This is a genomic window from Sphingomonas olei (genome assembly GCF_045369765.1).
GTDB lineage: Bacteria > Pseudomonadota > Alphaproteobacteria > Sphingomonadales > Sphingomonadaceae > Sphingomonas > Sphingomonas panaciterrae.
In genome coordinates, this window is sequence record NZ_JBIQEU010000023.1 from 14,679 (window position 1) to 32,050 (window position 17,372).

The window sequence follows — 17,372 nt, forward strand, 5'->3', positions numbered from 1 at the left end:
GAGGATGGCGCGCATCATTACTGACCGGCGGCCGCGCACTTCTTGTCGCTAGGTCCACAGCCCGTCACGCGATCTACATGACCCGGGGCGTGACCATCGCCGTCAGGGCAAAGGGCCGAGCTGTTCGGCCTCTTCGTCGGGCACCATCGGCTCACCCGGGGCGTCGACGGGGGCGGGCACGCCGGGGTCGGTGGACATGTCGCCGGGATCGGGCTCATTGCCCGGAAGGCGCAGCGGGTTCATCGGATTCTCCTGCCGTTTCGCGTGCGGGTTGCAGATCCCCCAACGCCTCAGTCGCTGGCTGGTTCGGTGAGTACCGTTCCGCCCGCGCTACTGACCGGACAGCAGCTGCATTACCTGCGCGCGGAACAATGCGATGCGGGCGCGCATCGTCTTTGGATCATGGTCGCGCTTGGCAAAGACGTTGGGGCACTCGGCCGCGACCATGATGTTGATGATCGTGGTCTTGTCGAGCGTCGGATCGCGTCGCCGGATCTCGGCCAGCGCCTCGGTGATCATATTCTCGCGGTCGGGGCCGGCGAGGCGGCCGGTCAACCCGTTGACGAACGCGGCGCCGATCGTTGGCGGCGCAACGGTCTGCGGGTCGGGGCAGGTCATCTGTTCGGTCGGCTGCCGGCAGGCGGCGACCAGCAGAAGCGCCACCATTGCCCGTTTTCCGGCGCCCGTCATGGCGACCCTCCGCAGATGATGTTGGCCCGATCGAAAGCGATCAGCCCCCGACAGTGGTGCGGGGGACCCGGCAGGGGTCAATTCAGGACTATCCCCGAGATGGCGTTGTTGGTGCCCCCCTTCCCTGCCGTTCCGTACGTCGCACCGCCGGTGGCCTAGAAGCCGTCGGGGCGGCGCAGCGTGACGGTGGGGGCGCGGAGCAGCGTGGCGCCGGCGGGGTGGTGGGCGGCGATGAGGGCGGCCATGCGGGCGGCGCGGGCGGTGGGGGAGAGGCGATCGAGCGCGGCCTTCGTCGGCGCGTCGAGGGCGTAGAGGCGCCAGCCGTGCAGCGCCATGCAATCCTCGATCGTGGGGGTTGCGACGGCCTCCCACGGCAGGGGAGCGGGCGTTTTCGGCCTGGGTGCGGCCTGTTGCCGGAGAGGAATGGCCGGGGTCAGCGCAGCGCCGGCCCCATCCCCGCCAACCGCATCGGCATGGGGACCGGTGGTGATCATCCGGCAGCGGCGCAGCTCAGCGTCGACCATCGCGGGCGTCGCGCCGGGGCGGTTGTAGAAGGTGGTGGCGGGATCGGGGGTTGCCGCGAGAAGCGGCAAGGCGAGGAAGGACAAGGCAGGCAGCAGCGACACCCGAACACCCTTCCCTGCTGGACACGGGGGCGGCGGTGCGGCCGCCCCCGGTCCCGTTACGCCCGGTCCGTCAGAACCGCACCGTCACGCCGGCGCGGTACGAGCGGTTGCGGACATCCTCGCGCCCGACCGTGCCGTCGAGCGCGACGGAGAACTCAAACCGTTCGGTGCCATAAGCGAGGCCGGCGGACAATTCGCCCCAGTTGCGATCCTGCCCGGCGACGAGGAACGGCGCCTGGATGCCGGTGCCGCCCGCGAGGCCGGCGAAGAACACGTCCGACCGATCCTTGAAGTCATGGACGAAATAGGCCGAGGCGAGCGGGCGGAACCCGGCGCGGTTGCCGTCGAGCTGAAGCCCGGCGCGGCCCTGCACGCTGAGGAAATCGTCCCTGGCGATCGCCAGCGCCGGGCCGGTGCCGGTTTCCACCAGCGGGGTATATTCAATCCGGCTGGCGCGCACGGCGGCGCGCGGGGCGATGCGAAGCGCGTCGCTGCCGAAGGCGTAGCTTGCGCCAAGTTCGGTCGAGAGCGCGAAGGAATTGTCGCGCCCGCGCAGGTCGAATGGCGTGCCGGCGAAGGTGCCGGTGCGATGGGTGCGCGATTCATACACGCCGGCGCTGAACTGTGTATCGAGCGCGGCGCCGAAATCCTCTCCCAGGCGGCCATACAGGGTGCCGAGGATCAGCTTGCCATCGGTCTTGCGGCCAAGGCGACGATCGGCGTCGAGATCGGTATAGGACAGGCCGAAGCCGAGCACGGCGGTGTCGGTCACCTGCGCCTCAAGCCCGCCGGCGATGAAGAAGCCGTCGAACTTGTCACGCCCGCCGCCCAGGATCGTGCCGGGCATCGGCCGGCTGGAACCGTCGACATAGCCGCCCGCAAGATAGGCCGAGACCGTGCTGGGCAGTGCGCCTTCCCGAACGACCGTCGCCGGCGTGTCGCTGACCGTCTGCGGCTGGCCTGGCATGACGATGGCATTGGCGGCGAATTGCAGCGGCTTGCCGATCAACGCCACCTGACCGCCGGCGAAGCTGCCGGGGCGCATCGCGCCGGTCCGCTCACGGTAGAAGCGGGCCATATTGTCCAGCCCGACGGTGCCGATCGCACGGCGCGTCGTTTCGGTGGTCGGCGCGAGCTGTTCCAGCGAGGCGCGGATCGTGCCGACGCTTTGCAGGTCGAGCGCGTCATAGACGTTGCGCAGCCCCGCATAGGCCGGGCGGTTGCCGTCGAGCAGGCGGGCGTAGGCGGTCTGCACCGGCGTCCGATCCACGACGCTGGCATAGGGCCGTGCGGCGATCGTCGCCTGCACCTGGCCGCCGGCATAGCGCACCTCGGGATAGAGGATCGCGCTGAACGGCGTTGCGGCATCGAAGCGGCCCGTGGTGCCGTTGGTGGTGGTCAGCACGGTGTAGCTGGTGCCGTAGCGCGGGAGCTGCCCCAGCGGCGCGAGCGTCAGCGTGCCGCCGAGCTGCGCGCGGTTGGCGACCAGCCGGTCCGACGTGCCCGACCGCCGATATCGATCAGCAAGGTGCTGCCGGCGTTGAACACCGCGTCACCCGCCACGGTCAGCGTGCCGATCGCCCCCGCGCTGCCCGGTGCGACGGTGCCGCCCGACAGCGCGATGAACGAGGGCACCGTGCCATTGCCGCCCAGCGTGCCGCCATTGCCGATGGTGACCGCGGAGGCCGTGATCCGGCCGTTGACCGTCAGCAGCCCCTGATCGGCGCGCGTCGGGCCGGTGTAGCTGTTGCTGCCGGCGAGGATCAGCTCACCCGCGCCACGCTTCGTCAGGCCGCCGATGTCGTTGCCGAAGCCGGCGAGAACCTCTGACGAATAGCGGTCGCGCGCGTCGGTGATGTCGTTCGACCAGACATCGACGGTGCCGCCGGCGACCTCCACCTCGCGCACGGCGCGCAGCGCGGTCGGGCCGCGCAGCGCGGTGCCCATCTGCGGCGCGCCCCAGCCCGAACGCAGGTCGACGCCCGGCGTGTCGAGATCGCGCGAACTGGACACCAGAATGTCCGAGATCAGCGCGGTATTGTATTCCGGGAACGCCTCCATCAGCAGCGCGGCGAACCCAGAGACATTGGGCGCCGCCATCGAGGTGCCGGTCAGCGCGGCATAGCCGGGGCCGGTGTAGGTGATGAAGCGCGCCAGTTCCGCCGTGATCAACGCATCCGCCTGGGTCAGCACCGAGCCGACGAACTCCGGGGTAAAGAAATCGAGGTTCGACACCAGGATGTTGGCGAGGGTGGAGGTATAGCCGTTGGGATCGCCGCCGACGAAGCGCGCGCCATAAGCGAGCGAGATGCCCACCGCCTCCCGCGCGACAAGGGTACGTTCGCCTGCCTCGTCGAACGGACGCCCGGCCGCCTGTGCCGCGGCCCGGCGGCCGAGATAGCCGTTCAGCACGTTGATCCAGGCGGTGTTGGCGGCCGATTGCAGCTCCGCCACGGTTCGCCCGGCGTAGATGCCGGGATAGGCCGCCGCCGTATAGGTGGCGCGGATCGCATCGACATTGACGGTATAGCCAAGCGCGCTGGAGATGATCGCGCTGCCCGGGCCGGAGACGCACCAGGTGGCCGTCTGGCCGCACAGGCTGGTGCTGGCGGCGGCGGTGCCGTCGGCCAGGTAATTGGTCACCGACAGCCAGTTGCCGCGCAGCCGCGGATCGTTGAGCGGCGTGACCGCGTCGATGCTGGCATGGACGCCGCCGCCATTGCCGGCCGAGAAGACGACCAGCACGTCATTGTCGAGCACCGGCTGGTAGAAATCGCCAAGGTTCTGCGCGAACGTTGCCCGCGCCTGCGCCAGCGTGGCGGTGTAGGGCAGGCTAGTGCCCGAGCCCCAGCTGTTGTTGATGATCCGCACCTGTCCGGTGCTGGCGAGATCGACGATGTTATCGCGCGGGGTGGAGACGGTGGTGCCGTCGAGGATCTGATCCTTCCACCACAGGAAGTCGCCGGCGGCGAAATTGGCGGTCGCCGAAAAGATGTTCGCGCCAAAGGCGTTGCCGAAGCTGCGCTCCCCCGCGAGGCGGTCGCCCGCGGCCGTGCCGGCGACATGGGTGCCGTGGATTTCCCAGCGGCGGCGCTGGTTGACGAGGCCGTCATTGCCGTAAGCGGCCGGGACCACGGTGCGCAGGCCGCTGAACTTGCCCGCGCCGGAGAACAGCGGATGATCAACCAGCACACCTGAATCGTTGATGCCGATCGTCTGACCCTTACCCGTCAGGCCCATCACATAGGCATATTCGAGGCCCATATTGGCCTTGCTGTAGTCGACCGCGAATTGCGCATCCTCACGCCAGCTTTGCAGCGCGGCATTGTAATCGGCGGTGCGGGCGCCGGTGGCGGTGTAATAGCCGCCGGCGGGGGGTGGCGGCGCGGGCGGCGCGCTCGTTGCCGCATTCTGGGCCGCGGCGGGCATGCTGACGAGGCAGGTGGTGCACAGCGCAAGAGCAGACAAAGCAAGGCGTGCAGAGGAACGACGGGACGCAGCGAACATCAATGATTCTCCCCGGACCGCGAACTCTTCGGGATCGCGTCTCGGGCGAGAGATTATTCGTCACGCCTGAAACTTGTCGATGTGAAACCAACATATGTGAAAATGGATCAGGTTCCGTGGCTTTTGCGCCACATAGGACCAAAGTCTGGATTGCAAAAACATCCGAGATATGCGTCGCGCGGGATAGTTCTACGCTGCGGCGCAACTGACAACGGTGGCAGGGTCGCACCGCGCGGGGCGGGTTTACCCTCCCCTCATCTTCATTTCATCGATGGCGTTACCACGACCACGCCGCCCACCACCAGATGCGTAATTCCCGAGTCTGCCGGGGCGGGAGCGCAGCGGGTACAGCAGCGTCTTCCCGGACCCGGCGCGACCGACGGTGAGATCGCGTGCCGCCAGCGACGCCGCGTCCGCCGACCTCTCGGAAGTGAGAAAGGGCTGTCAATGAAAGCGCTTGTCTACAAGGGCCCCGGCCAGAAGGCGTTCGAGGAGCATGCCAAGCCCGAGATTCGCGATCCGGGCGATGCGATCGTGCGCATCACCCGGACGACGATCTGCGGCACCGACCTGCATATCCTGAAGGGCGATGTGGCGACGTGCGAGCCGGGGCGCATCCTGGGGCATGAGGGCGTCGGCGTGGTCGAGGCGGTCGGGCCGGCGGTGACGACGTTCAAGCCGGGTGACCGGGTGCTGATTTCCTGCGTCAGCGCCTGTGCCAAGTGCGAATATTGCCGGCGCGGCATGTATTCGCATTGCACCACGGGCGGCTGGATTCTGGGCAATATGATCGACGGCACGCAGGCCGAGTTCGTCCGCACGCCGCATGCCGACACCAGCCTGTACCCGATCCCGGAAGGGGCGGACGAGGAAGCGCTGGTGATGCTGAGCGATATCCTGCCCACCGGGTTCGAATGCGGCGTGCTGAACGGCAAGGTGCAGCCCGGCGCGACGGTGGCGATCGTCGGATCGGGGCCGATCGGGCTCGCCGCGCTGCTGACGACGCAATTCTACTCCCCGGCCGAGATCATCATGATCGACCTGGACGACAACCGGCTGGAGATCGCCAAGAGATTTGGCGCGACGCGCACCATCAACAGCGGCGATGGCAAGGCGGTGGAGGCGGTCAAGGCGCTGACCGGCGGGCATGGCGTCGATACCGCGATCGAGGCGGTCGGCGTGCCGGCGACGTTCGAACTGTGCCAGGAGCTGATCGCGCCGGGCGGGGTGATCGCCAATGTCGGCGTGCATGGCCACCCGGTGTCGCTTCACCTCGAGGCGCTGTGGGATCGCAACATCGCCATCACCACCCGGCTGGTGGATACCGTCACCACGCCGATGCTGCTGAAGGTGGTGGGATCGAAGAAGATCGACCCTGCCCTCCTCATCACCCACCGCTTCACCTTCGATCAGATGCTGGAGGCGTATGAGACGTTCGGCAATGCGCAGAAGACCGGCGCGATGAAGGTGATCATCGCCGCCTAGCCGCCGGCGGCGAGCGACGGCGCGGGGGCGATGCCGGGAGCGGCATGGCCCGCGCGGGCGAGGAGCAGATCCTCCAGCCGCCGGATCCGCGCGAGCACTTCCCCGTCGCGGCGTTCGCGCATCCCGGCGATGGCGATCGCGCGCGCCACCGGCCCCGCCGCCTCACCCAGCGCCTTGCGCTCATCCTTGCCGTAGATCGTGCCGTCGGGCCGCGGGCCGAGCACGAGCCAGCCGACCCGGCCGACCGCCTCCGACTCCAGCGGGAGGCGCATCGGGAAGGTGGCGTCGCCGCGCGCGACGCCGGCCGGCTCGGCCGCCAGGTCGCGCTCGTCCAGCCATGCCCCTGCCGCCTCCGGCGACAGGCCGTGCGTCGCCATGACGCGATCGCCGACCAGCACGGCGGCGCGGGTGGCCTGGACATTGCGGGCGGCGGAATCGACCACCGTCTCCGCGATCTGGCCGACCGACCCCGTTTCGCGCAGGTCACCGACGATCTGCGGCAGCCCCTGGCTCAGGCGCAGCAGCTGGCGCTGGAAGCGGCGCTCCGCCCAGGCGCTGACGCGGTGGTGCAGCGGCACGATCAGCACCGCGGCGAGCGCCGCGGCGAGGCCCCCGGCGAGCGCACCGACCTGAGCGTCGAGATAGGTTTCGCACAAGGTCTCGATCAATTTCTCCCCCGCCGCGAACAGCGCGACGAAGCCGAGCGTCAGCACGCCATAAGCGGCGGAGCGCCCGATCACCGTGTCCGCGTCATAGAGGCGGTAGCGCAGCAGCGAGACGAGCAGCCCGCCGACCATCGAGATCGTCGCGAAAAGGCTGCAGATCAACGAGAGGCCATGAAGCTGGCTATATTGCCCCCCGGTCCCTGCCCCTTGCGCTGCCAGAAACGCCATGCCCGACAGGATCAGCCAGAAGGTGCCCGTGGCGAGCCCGAAAAAGCCCCAGCGGACCTGCTGCCGCATGATGCCTGCCGGCATCTGGCGGTAGCGCAGCGCCATCCGCACCAGCACGACGGCGCATAGCGACAACACATAGGGCATGACGATCCACGGCCCGATCCGTGCGATCACCGCCAAGGGGTAAAGCAGGCTCAGGCCGACGATTGTCCAGGACCGCGCCGACCCGATACGACCATCGGGAAAGCCGGCCAGGCCAATGAGCAGCAGCGCCAGGCTGAGCGAACCCAGCCCCTCGCTGAGGATCGGCATGTTCAGGCTGAGGGCGACTGGCGTGTTGGCGGTCGAGGCGACGGTCGCAAAGGCGAGGGCGAGCAGCGCGGGCACCGGTTCGCGGCGGCGGCGGAAGAGGAGGATCGCGGCGAGGAGAAAGGCGATGGCGGCCACCGTTTCGCTGACGCTCTGGAGCAGGCGCACCTTCTCCACCTCCCGCGTGTTGCTGGCCGCACGGGTCAGGCGATGGGTGCGCACCTCCCCCTTTGCATTGCGCAGGGTCAGCGCAATGACGGTGCCTTCGGGCCGGTCGAGCAACCGGCGTTGGTATTCGGCGAGATCGAGGCCGCGCATGGGGTAACCATCGATGGCGAGGATCGTGTCGCCCGTGCGGATCCCGGACTGTTGCGCCTGTCGTCCCGTGACAAGGAGAATCTCATCGCCCGATGACGACGCGCTGAGGCCGTAATTGAGCCAGCGATAGGGGAATGGTTAGAAGCTCTGCCATGTTCCGTAGGCGGTGGCGATCAATGCTGCCGCAATGATCACGGCCCAGATGATGCTGAAGATACGCAGCCCCGTGCCGGTCAGCCGCGGCAGTGTTTCCGGCAGCCGGATTCGCCATCGTGCAACAGACAGACTGGTCATGACATTCCCCCGCCCTAGCCATGCCTGACGCGCGCCGTTGCTGTCCAGCCAGATCGCAATGCTTATGCCAGTGCGATACTATAGCCGTGTCTTGTTGCGAGATCGGATCTTCTATGGCTGATCTGGATCAAGGAGCGTGACCGCGCCGGTTCATTGCCCGGGGAGCGTGTTGATACAGGCGGGGTGCCCCCTCCCCTTACACTAGGGTCGGGCGGGAGCGGATGGCGTTCAGGACCGGGGGTTCGACGGCATAGACCGCCATACGGCGACCGCCGCGGTGGACGTGATCGGTGATGCGACCGGCATAGTGGCGGCGGACGAGGCCGGCGCGGACCAGATCGGAGACGGCTCGGCTGACATTGGCGCGGCCGATCGCCATCGCCTCCTCCGCCACGGCAGCGTCGATCACCGCAGCGTCCTGTGTCGCGATGCGGGCGGCGACCTTGGCCCGGAGCGTGGCGCGGCGGCGGTCGTTCGCGGCGAGCGGGGCGAGCTGCCGCGCGAGCCAGTCGCGCAGGGCGACCCGCTCCCCCTCTCCTTCCGGCCCCTGAGTGCGCGTGCGGATCCAGGGACCGGCACGGCCGTCGGCACGGGCGGCCTCCGCGATCAGCCCGAGGACGAGGAAGGCGTAGCGCGGACGGCGCGAGGCGGCGGTCAGCGTGGCGAGGATCGAACCGAGATCGAGGGTGCTGCTGCTCATGCGGCGAATCAAGCACAGTGCGAACACAAGGTGAATCCCCCTTGTGCGTCGGCGTGTCGTCTTTGTCGCGGGTGACACTTTGCCAGAACGGGCCTGGGCAGAGTGTCATGGCTGACGTTTGTTGGGCTCCGCGGGGGGCGGCGCTTCTCGACTTGGCGGGCTGGCCTGTGGAACGCGGGGTGACGGCAGAGTGTCACCCGTGACGCAAGGCTGAGGGTGGTGCGGCGGGACGGTGGCGCGCGCGGTGAATTCCCTCTTCCAATCCAAAGGATTTCACATCGCCTTCCAGGTTAGACGGTTTATCTTAGGGTTAGAGAGTTAGGCGGCTGCGACGGGCCGCCAAACCACTGATATCACGTACTTTCTGGAGGGGCGCTGTTCCCGGAGTGTCGTCGCTGTGTTCCTGAAGGTGCGAGGATGGCGTTCCTGAAGTGTCGGTTGATGGTTCCTGAAGGTGCGAGGGATGTTCCCGGAGTGTCGAAGGACGTGATCGTGGGCCTGTTTGCGGCGGGGAATTGAATCGAAATCGGAGTGGGTGGCCGGATCGACGTTCAAATCTCCGGCGCGGCGCGGTGGAGATGTCTGGGCGGCGGCGTTGACCCGACACTTCGGGAACGGATCGGCGGGACGCGAGGGTGTTTTGTCGGTGCTGCCTTCCCTGCCCCGGCTTGCGTTGGATGTCTGCGCGACCTGGCCTGAGAGGTGGTGCGCGATGCGGGGGGCGATGCGTGGCGGGGAGGTTTTCGGGGCGCATGAGCGGGTGGCCCCCCTCCCCTGTCGTCACCGGCCGAGTTCGTGGCGGTGCTTGTCGTCCCAGCGTTTGACGAAGCCGATGAACGCGTTCTGGTAGTTGACCGGGGTGCGCGCGGGATCGGCGTCGATCCACTGGCGAAACTCTGCATGGAGCGCCTGATAGTCCCAGCCGGGATATTCGGCGCGGAGCGTGTCGAGCGTCGCGTCGGTGAGGTCGCCGGCGGTGGCGCGCGTCGCCAGGCTCTTGACCGATCGGCTGACCGAGCGGCGGATCATCGATGCCATTTCGGACAGCTCTGCGGTGCGCTCGGGCGAGGGGGCGGGGCCACGCGACAGGGCCGGGAGCGGCGGCTGCGCGGGCGTGGCGGGGGCAGCAGCGGGTGTTTCCCCGGGGAAACGGGGCTCTGCGGGCGTCTTTGAGGTCGTGCGCTTGCTCGCAGACTTGGGTGCCGCGTCAGCCGCGGCGCCATCGGGGCGGCGGCGCATGCGCAGGTTCGGCTCGCGCTTGCCGGCCGGCTGCTCGATCGCGAGCGTATAGCCGGGCAGGGGGTCCTTCTCGGCGATCTTGGCGATTTCGAACTTGAAGCGGCGATACTGGCCCTCGGCGCCCGATTTCTCGAACAATGTGGGCATGGATATCGCGAAACCCGCCTCGCCTGCCCCGCCCGCGTGCTTGCGCGCGACCTTGTAGAGCCAGCGTTCGCGCCCGCCGGTGAGATCGAAATAGGCGCGGTCGATGCTGAGCACCCCGCCCGTCATCATCACGCCCTCCCAGAACCAGTTGGAGAGCTCGATCGTCATGCCGCGCGACCGTTCGGTCTTTTCGTCGACGAGCTGGGTCCAGCCGTCGAGCCAGCTGAACGTCGCCTCGCGGCGGTTCTCGGCGCGGATGTTGGTCTTGATTGTGGTGGCGACGAGCCGGTCCAGCGCCTGGCCGAGCAGCTCATAGGCGCGGCCCGTGGTGGGGCGTCCGATCGCGCGCAGCAGGTCGTAGGGCATCAGGTGCAGCTTGCGCGGGACGTCGTTGACGCCGCGGCGCGCCATGTCGGCGAGCACGCTGGCGCAATAGATCAGGATATCGGCGTCCCAGATCGTCGCCATGCCGTAATCGGGGTTGGCCGAGACATGGACCCACAGCTTCCCGTCGGGGCTGCGATAGTCGATCGGTTTCACCCGTTTCGACTTGGCGAGGCTGAAGAAGGGGCGCTCCATCATCTCGCGCTGATCGCGCAACGGCAAATCGGCGAGATAGGGGAGGAAAAGGTCGAATTGTTCGGGCACCGCCTCGCGGCTGGCGCGCGTCACTGGGTGTTTCCCCGGGGAAACAGGAAGGGCGCGGCCGGGAGCGGGGATGGGGAAACGCGCGGGTGTTTCCCCGGGGAAACACCCGCCGCGACGGGCAAAGTTCGTGAAGTTGATGCGTGTGAGGGGGTAAAAGCGTGGGTCAACGCTGCAGACCCTGGCCCTGCGCCTCCAGATGGGCGAGTGCGCGGCGCAGCGCATCGGCGAGTTCGTCCGCGTCGGCGCCGGAGCCCGCATGAAGCCGGATCGTCACGCCCTGGCGGTTGGCGGCCTGGATCGACAGGGCAGGGCGGCCGTGCGGGGTGGTCCACACCCACGGGCGCTCCCCCGCCCCGCCCGCGCCCGCCAGCCGCGGCGCATCGAGCAGCTGGCGTACCACGTCCGCGGCACTCCACGAACCAAGCCCCTGTTCCTGGCGCGATTTCTGTTCCCGCGCCATCGCCTTCGCCTTGGCGAGGATGGCAGGCGCTGCGCTCTTGTCGTCGAGTGCCTGCGCCAGCGTGTAGGCCGGCTTGAGCTGCACGTCGGCGGGGGAGGCGAAGGCAGCGATCACCGTGTCGGGGAGGGCGGCGACCTTCAGCATCTTCGACAGCCAGCCCTTGGAGAGCTTCAGCCGTTCGGCCATGCGCGTCAGGTGATTGTCGTAATGGCTCCTGAGCGCGGCGGCATAATTGCGCGCGCGTTCGAGGTCGGAGACGTCCTTGCGGGCGCGGTTCTCGAGGTCGGCGAGGCGGAAGGCGGCCTCGTCATCAAGCACCGCGACCTGCGCGACGAACACCATGTCGGGGTAGGAATGGGCCCGCAGCCACGAGATCGACCAGTGCCGCCGGGTGCCGGCGATCACCTCATAATCGTAATCGGGATCGCCCTCCACGCGGCGGACGACGGCTGGCACCTTCTGCCCGCCCTCGGCAATGATCGAGTCGATCAGTTCGCGGCAGCCCTCTTCGGTGAGATGCGCGTAGGAACGCGCATTGCCGGGCCAGATCCGCACGCGCGCGGGATCGAGCAGCAATTGCGTGACCTGCCGCACCTCACCGCTGGCGACGCGCGCCAGGGCCGATTCGCGGCCGAGCAAGGTGGTGCCGCGCAGCCGCTCGCGCCGTGCCGGCGCAGGGGCGGGCGGTGCCACGGGAGAGGCCGCCGCGGGGGAGGGGACAGATGCCGGGGCAGCGTCCGGGATCACGTCCGCGACCGGGGCAGGGATCACCGGCGGTTCGTCGTCGGCGAGCAGCCCTGCGAGATAATCCGATTGCTTACGCGCCATGCCGTGCCTCCATCGCGCGGAACATAATGTGAACATTGAAAAGTAGGAAAGCCCCTGCCGCGTGCGCCACCGAGGGTGCCGGGTCAGGCCGCGGCATGGATCACATCCTCCTCACGCGCCGGGGCGACGCGGCCCCAGCCCTGGCGGACGAGCTGCTCGATCTGCCCCATCGCCTCGTCAAGGTTGGCGCGGCAGCGCTTGTGCGTCTTGGGCGTGCCGATTGGGCGTTCCAGCTCATAGACGGTCATCATGCGCAGCGCGGCGTGGCTGATTTCGGCGCTGTCGAGGATCGGCACGGGGAGGAGGGCAGGGCCGAAGCTCTGCTCCATGATCGCGCGGACCATCGCGTGGCTGGGATCGTTCGAATCGAACTTCGAGCAGATCAGCCGGACGAAGCTGTAATCGACCGCAATGCCCGCGCTTTCCAGCTGGCGCAGCACCTGATCCATCATCGACAGGAATTGCACCGTCGAGCAGAAATCGGGGGTGGTGGCGGCAAGCGGCACGAGCAGCGCATTGGCCGCCTGCATCACCGCGAGGCTGATCGTGCCGAGCGCGGGCGGCGGATCGAGGATGACCACGTCATAATGTGCCGCCAGATCGATAAGCCCCTGTTTCAGCTTGCGAAAACGCGCCGCGAGAACCGATTGGCCGTCCGAGCCGGCGGCCGCCAGCTCATATTCCACGTCGAACAATTCGAGGTTCGAGGGGATGAGATCGACGTTCGGCCAGGGCGTGCGCTTCACCGCATAGCCGAGATCCGCCTGGGTCGGATCGATCGACAGATAGGGGTAGAGCGTTTCTTCGCGGGTGATGTTGAAATGCGGGTTGAAGCCGAACAACGTCGTCGTGGTCGCCTGGCTGTCGCAATCGACCACCAGCACGCGATAGCCCTGCACCGCGAAATAATGCGCGAGGTGCGTGGTGACGGTGGACTTGCCGACGCCGCCCTTGAAATTCTGCACCGCGATGATCGCCGGCATGTCGAGCGGCGCGCGCGCCGGGGAGGCGCCGAGCACCTGGCGCATGTGCAGCAGTTCCTCGACCGAATAGCCGAGGCGGCGGCCCTTTTCGCTGGCCGGGGGCGGGGGGAGGCGGCCGTCGTCCTCCGCCATGCGGATGCGATTGGTCGAGCAGCCGAGCAGCGCGGCGGCCTCCGCAATCCCGAAGCGCACGTTGAGCCCCTTGCGGCTTTCCGGCAGGAACGCCTTGCGCCGAAGCCGCTCGATCATCCGCTCGCCAGCATCGGCGAGATCGCCGATCTGGCTGGTGATTGCATTCATGAAGTCACCCCGGCGCGCAATTGAAGCTTGTGCTGCGATGTGTGCCACAAATTACTTCAATTGTGCAACAAATATGCGGAAGGATGCTTCGGCACGCTTGCAGCTGGCGCGCGGGCGGACCATATTCGGACCGAATAAGGATAGGTGCCATGTCGCTAGCAGAGCAGATCAAGCCCGTCAGCTATCTGAAGGCCAATGCCGCCGAGCTGCTGCGCAGCATCGGGGAGGGGGGCGAGCCAGTGATCATCACCCAGAATGGCGAGGCCAAGGCGGTGCTTCAGGATGTCGCCAGCTATGAGCAGACGCGCCAGACGATGGCGCTGCTGAAGCTGATGGCGCTGGGCGCGCAGGACGTGGCGGCGGGGCGGACGGTGCCGGCGCGCGCGGCGATCGAGCGGTTGCGGCAGCGGCGCGACCCGGCGGCGTGAGCGAGCGCTACGACGTCGAACTGACGCAGGGCGCAGAAGGGGACCTGGCGGCGATCCATGGCTGGATTGCGGGGCAGGGGGGCGACGCGGCGGCGGACCGCTTCCTCGACCAGTTGTTGGAGCGGATCGAGCGGCTGGAGACGTTCCCGCTGCGCGGCGCAATGCTGCCCGAGCTGGAGCCGCTGGGGATGCGTGAGTTCCGCCAAATCATCGCCGCGCCCTATCGCATCGTCTATCGCCTGTTCGACCGGCGGGTCGTGATCGTGCTGATCGCGCACGGGCGGCGCGATTTCACCCAGCTGCTGGAAGAGCGGCTGCTGCGCTGATGGGATGTGCCGAATGACCGATTTCACCTTCATCCATGCGGCCGACATTCACCTCGACAGCCCGCTGGCGGGGCTGAGCCGCAAGGACGAGGCCTTTTCCGAGCTGGTGCGCGGGGCGACGCGGCGGGCATTCTCCAACGTGGTGGACCTTGCCATCGCCGAGGAAGCGCGGTTCGTGGTGATCGCGGGCGACCTGTATGACGGGACGTGGAAAGACCAGGCGACCGGGCAGTTCGCGATCCGCGAGCTGGCGCGGCTGACGCGCGCCGGGATCCGCGCGGTGGTGCTGTTCGGCAATCACGATGCGGAAAGCCGGGTGTCGCGGCATTTCACCCCGCCCGAGGGGGTGTTCCTGCTGAGCAACCGGCAGTGCGAGACGGTGCGCTTCGACGATCTGGGCGTGGCGATCCACGGGCGAAGCTATCGCGAGGCGGCGACGACGGAGAATATCGCCGCGACATACCGCCCGCCGGAGCGGGGCATGTTCAACATCGCCGCGCTTCACACTGCGCTGGACGGGCATGACGGCCATGCCAATTACGCGCCCTGCTCGCTGGGCGAATTGCAGGCGGCGGGGCATGATTATTGGGCGCTTGGCCATGTGCATGAGCCGGCGATCCGATCCGAGCATCCGCATATCGTGTTTCCGGGCAACACCCAGGGGCGCAACGTGCGGGAGACGGGCGCCAAGGGAGCGATGCTGGTGCGCGTCGCCGACGGGGCGGTGCGATCGATGGAGCATCGCGCGTGCGACGAAGCGCGCTGGGCACAGGTGGCGGCCGATGTGCGCGGGGCGGGCGATTATGCCGAGGCGCTAGGCGAGATCCGGCGGCTGCTCGCCAGCAGCGTGCGCGAGGCGGACGGGCGCCCGCTGGCGGCGCGGGTGACGGTGATGGCGGACGGCGCGGTGGGGCGGCGGATGCGCGCCGATCCGGCCTGGGCGGAAGGCGAGGTGCGCGCGACCGCGGCGGGCGTATCGGGCGACTTGTGGATCGAGAAGGTGCGGCTGGCGACCGACGACACGGTGCCGATGGGGCTGCCGCCCGAGCTGGTGCAATTGCTGGAGGAGGCGCTGAACGATCCCGATTGCGCACGCGCGGTGGCGGCGGCGACCGCGCCGCTGGTGGCGAAGCTGCCCGCCGATGTCGGCGACGCGGACATTGCGCCGCTGGTGACGGCGGCGCGCGCGGGAGATTCGGCGGCGCTGCTGGGCGCGGCGCGTGCGGCGGTGGCGGCGCGGCTGGGCGAGGGGGAGGATTGATGCGCTTCCGGCAGATCGAACTGATCCGCTACGGCGGTTTTGCCGACCGTCTGCTCGATTTCGGGGAAGGCGCGGGGGAGGGCGACCTTCACCTGATCGTCGGGCCGAACGAGGCGGGGAAATCGACCACGCTGCATGCGATCGGCGATTTCCTGTTCGGGATTGCCGGGCAGACCGCGCAAGGCTGGCGGTTCGGCTATGGCGATTTGCGCATCCGTGGGCTGATCGAGGCGGAGGGGCGCACGATCGAGGCGGTACGGCGCAAGGGCAACAAGGATACGCTGCTTCATCCCGCGACCGGCGCGGCGCTGCCCGGCGACGTGCTGGCGCCGTTGCTGGCGGGGGTCGACCGGACGGCGTTTGAGCGGATGTTCGGGCTGGACCACCAACGGCTGCGCGACGGCGGCGAGGCGATCCTGCGCGGGCGCGACGATGCGGCGCAGATCACGCTGGAGGCGGGGACCGGGATCGCCGGGATCGGGCAGGTGCTGGATGCGCTGAGCGGCGAGGCGGCCGAGCTGTTCAAGCCGAGCGCGTCGAAGCCCGTCGTCAACAAGCTGATGGCGGAGCGCGCCGAGGCGCTGAAGCGGGTGCGCGAGGCGAGCATCGGCGAACGCGACTGGGGCGAGGAGAAGCAGCGGCGCGCGGCGGCGGAGGAACGCCGCGCCGCGCTGCTGGCCGAGAATGACGCGCTGACGCGCGAGGAGACGCGGCTCGACCGCATCCGCCGCGCGCGCGCACCGCTGAGCCGGCGCGCGAGCGCGGAGGCGGCGCTGGCGGCGCTGGGGCCGATGCCCGACCTGCCGGCGGATGCGGGCGACACGCTGGCGCGGGCGCGGGGCGACCGGCGGACGGCCGAGGCGCTGGAAATGCAGCTTCAGGGCGACCTCGACCGGGTGGCGCAGGCGATCGGCGGGATTGCGGTGGCGGGCGATGTGCTGGCGCTGGACACGCGGATCGCCGCGCTGGAGGAACGCCGGCCGGTGATCGAGAAAGCGGCGGGCGACCTCCACCGCCGGTTGGCGCGGCGTGAGGAGATCGACGCGCGGCTGGCGAGCGCACGCGCGGAGGCGGGGCTGGCGCCCGACGCGCCGCTGCCGGGCGCGGTGTGGCGCAGGCGCGCGGCGGCGTATCTGCAGGAACGGCGCGAGGCGGCGGCGGCGGCGAGCGAGGCGGCCAAGCGGCGTGCGGACCTGTCGCGGCGGGTGGCGGCGTTGACGCGCGACCTGGCGGCGCAGCCCGCCCCGGTCGATACCGCGCGGCTGGAGGCGGCGCTGGCGACGCTGCCGACCGACGCGGCGGGCGAGCAGAAGCGTGCGGCGGCGGATCATGCCCGGCGGCTCGGGCGGGCGGCGGAGCAACTGGCGTTGCTGGCACCGTGGCAGGGGCCGGCGGAGGCATTGGCGGCGATGGCCTTGCCCGCGCCCTCGACGGTCGCAGCGATCGCGCACGGCATCGCCGAGGCGCGCGACCAGGCGGTGCAGGCGCGGCGCGAGGGCGATGCGCAGGAGGCGGAGCGGATCCGCGCCGAGGGCCGGATCGCGGCGCTGGCGGCGGGGGAGGATCTGCCCACCGCCGAGGCGATCCAGGCGGCGCGTGCGGCGCGCGATGCGCTGGTCGCGGATCTGCTGGCGGGGAAGGGCGTGGCGGCCGAGGCGATGCGCGCGGCAGTGACGCAGGCCGACGCGCTGGCCGACCGGCGCAATGCACAGGCGGCGCGGATGGCGGATCATGCCGCGGCGGTGGCGGCGCGCGACCTGGCGGTGGCGCTGCGCGATGCGGCGCTGGCGCGGATCGCGCGGGCGGAGCAGGATCGCGCAGCGCAGGAGGCGGAATGGGCCGCGCTCCTCGCGCCGCTGGGCCTTGCCGTGCCGGTGCCGGCGGCCGACTGGCCAGCCTGGGTCGAGCGGCGCGCGCAGGCGCTGGC

General features: G+C 69.1%; 16 protein-coding genes. 5 read left to right on the forward strand and 11 right to left on the reverse strand.

Annotation, left to right across the window (positions count from 1 at the left end; all coding sequences use genetic code 11):
• Positions 1-102: 102 nt before the first annotated feature.
• The 5 genes from ACH0BU_RS16015 to ACH0BU_RS16035 all read right to left on the reverse strand — a co-directional run bounded on the left by ACH0BU_RS16015 (position 103) and on the right by ACH0BU_RS16035 (position 4,823).
• Positions 103-243, reverse strand: a complete 141-nt coding sequence (locus tag ACH0BU_RS16015; RefSeq protein ID WP_500264303.1) for a hypothetical protein — start codon at positions 241-243, stop codon at positions 103-105.
• A gap of 87 nt (positions 244-330) precedes the next feature.
• A complete protein-coding gene (locus tag ACH0BU_RS16020) occupies positions 331-690 on the reverse strand; it encodes a hypothetical protein (RefSeq protein ID WP_500264304.1) in 360 nt (119 codons plus the stop codon).
• Positions 691-845: 155 nt separating this feature from the next.
• Complete coding sequence (locus tag ACH0BU_RS16025; RefSeq protein WP_500264305.1) at positions 846-1,316, reverse strand: hypothetical protein; 471 nt, start codon at positions 1,314-1,316, stop codon at positions 846-848.
• A 70-nt stretch (positions 1,317-1,386) separates the two neighbouring features.
• On the reverse strand, positions 1,387-2,721 hold the full coding sequence (locus tag ACH0BU_RS16030) for an autotransporter outer membrane beta-barrel domain-containing protein (protein ID WP_500264306.1): 1,335 nt from the start codon (positions 2,719-2,721) through the stop codon (positions 1,387-1,389).
• A 47-nt stretch (positions 2,722-2,768) separates the two neighbouring features.
• Positions 2,769-4,823, reverse strand: a complete 2,055-nt coding sequence (locus tag ACH0BU_RS16035) for a S8 family serine peptidase (RefSeq protein WP_500264307.1) — start codon at positions 4,821-4,823, stop codon at positions 2,769-2,771.
• A 447-nt stretch (positions 4,824-5,270) separates the two neighbouring features.
• Here ACH0BU_RS16035 and ACH0BU_RS16040 point away from each other — a divergent pair, with 447 nt between their 5' ends.
• The gene (locus tag ACH0BU_RS16040; RefSeq protein WP_500264308.1) at positions 5,271-6,308 is read left to right on the forward strand and encodes a zinc-dependent alcohol dehydrogenase family protein; all 1,038 of its coding nucleotides are present in this window, start codon (positions 5,271-5,273) and stop codon (positions 6,306-6,308) included.
• On the opposite strand, the gene ACH0BU_RS16045 is transcribed toward ACH0BU_RS16040, so the two are convergent.
• From ACH0BU_RS16045 to ACH0BU_RS16070, 6 genes are all read right to left on the reverse strand, one after another.
• On the reverse strand, positions 6,305-7,831 hold the full coding sequence (locus tag ACH0BU_RS16045; protein WP_500264309.1) for a hypothetical protein: 1,527 nt from the start codon (positions 7,829-7,831) through the stop codon (positions 6,305-6,307). The two genes, ACH0BU_RS16040 and ACH0BU_RS16045, sit on opposite strands and share 4 nt — an antisense overlap.
• A 138-nt stretch (positions 7,832-7,969) precedes the next feature.
• Positions 7,970-8,125, reverse strand: coding sequence for a hypothetical protein (locus ACH0BU_RS16050; RefSeq protein WP_500264310.1), 156 nt, complete (start codon positions 8,123-8,125; stop codon positions 7,970-7,972).
• Positions 8,126-8,321: 196 nt separating this feature from the next.
• Positions 8,322-8,825 (reverse strand): hypothetical protein, encoded by a 504-nt coding sequence (locus ACH0BU_RS16055; RefSeq protein WP_500264311.1) that lies wholly within the window; start codon positions 8,823-8,825, stop codon positions 8,322-8,324.
• A gap of 780 nt (positions 8,826-9,605) precedes the next feature.
• Entirely contained in the window at positions 9,606-10,883 is a 1,278-nt protein-coding gene (locus ACH0BU_RS16060) for a replication initiator protein A (RefSeq protein WP_350027503.1), read from the reverse strand.
• Between the two features lie 139 nt (positions 10,884-11,022).
• The gene (locus ACH0BU_RS16065; protein ID WP_500264312.1) at positions 11,023-12,147 is read right to left on the reverse strand and encodes a ParB/RepB/Spo0J family partition protein; all 1,125 of its coding nucleotides are present in this window, start codon (positions 12,145-12,147) and stop codon (positions 11,023-11,025) included.
• Between the two features lie 83 nt (positions 12,148-12,230).
• Positions 12,231-13,430 carry an AAA family ATPase gene (locus tag ACH0BU_RS16070; RefSeq protein ID WP_125946207.1) on the reverse strand — a complete coding sequence of 400 codons (1,200 nt, stop codon included), beginning with the start codon at positions 13,428-13,430 and terminating at the stop codon, positions 12,231-12,233.
• 149 nt (positions 13,431-13,579) lie between these two features.
• On the opposite strand from ACH0BU_RS16070, the gene ACH0BU_RS16075 reads away from it, so the two are divergent.
• The 4 genes from ACH0BU_RS16075 to ACH0BU_RS16090 all read left to right on the forward strand — a co-directional run.
• A complete protein-coding gene (locus ACH0BU_RS16075; RefSeq protein WP_136451876.1) occupies positions 13,580-13,858 on the forward strand; it encodes a type II toxin-antitoxin system Phd/YefM family antitoxin in 279 nt (92 codons plus the stop codon).
• Positions 13,855-14,184 carry a type II toxin-antitoxin system RelE/ParE family toxin gene (locus tag ACH0BU_RS16080; protein ID WP_046406466.1) on the forward strand — a complete coding sequence of 110 codons (330 nt, stop codon included), beginning with the start codon at positions 13,855-13,857 and terminating at the stop codon, positions 14,182-14,184. The genes ACH0BU_RS16075 and ACH0BU_RS16080 overlap by 4 nt, the downstream gene beginning before the upstream one ends.
• Before the next feature lie 13 nt (positions 14,185-14,197).
• Entirely contained in the window at positions 14,198-15,445 is a 1,248-nt protein-coding gene (locus ACH0BU_RS16085; protein ID WP_500264313.1) for a metallophosphoesterase family protein, read from the forward strand.
• Positions 15,445-17,372: AAA family ATPase (locus ACH0BU_RS16090; RefSeq protein ID WP_500264314.1), on the forward strand; the 1,928-nt coding region annotated here is incomplete at its 3' end. The genes ACH0BU_RS16085 and ACH0BU_RS16090, both read left to right, overlap by 1 nt.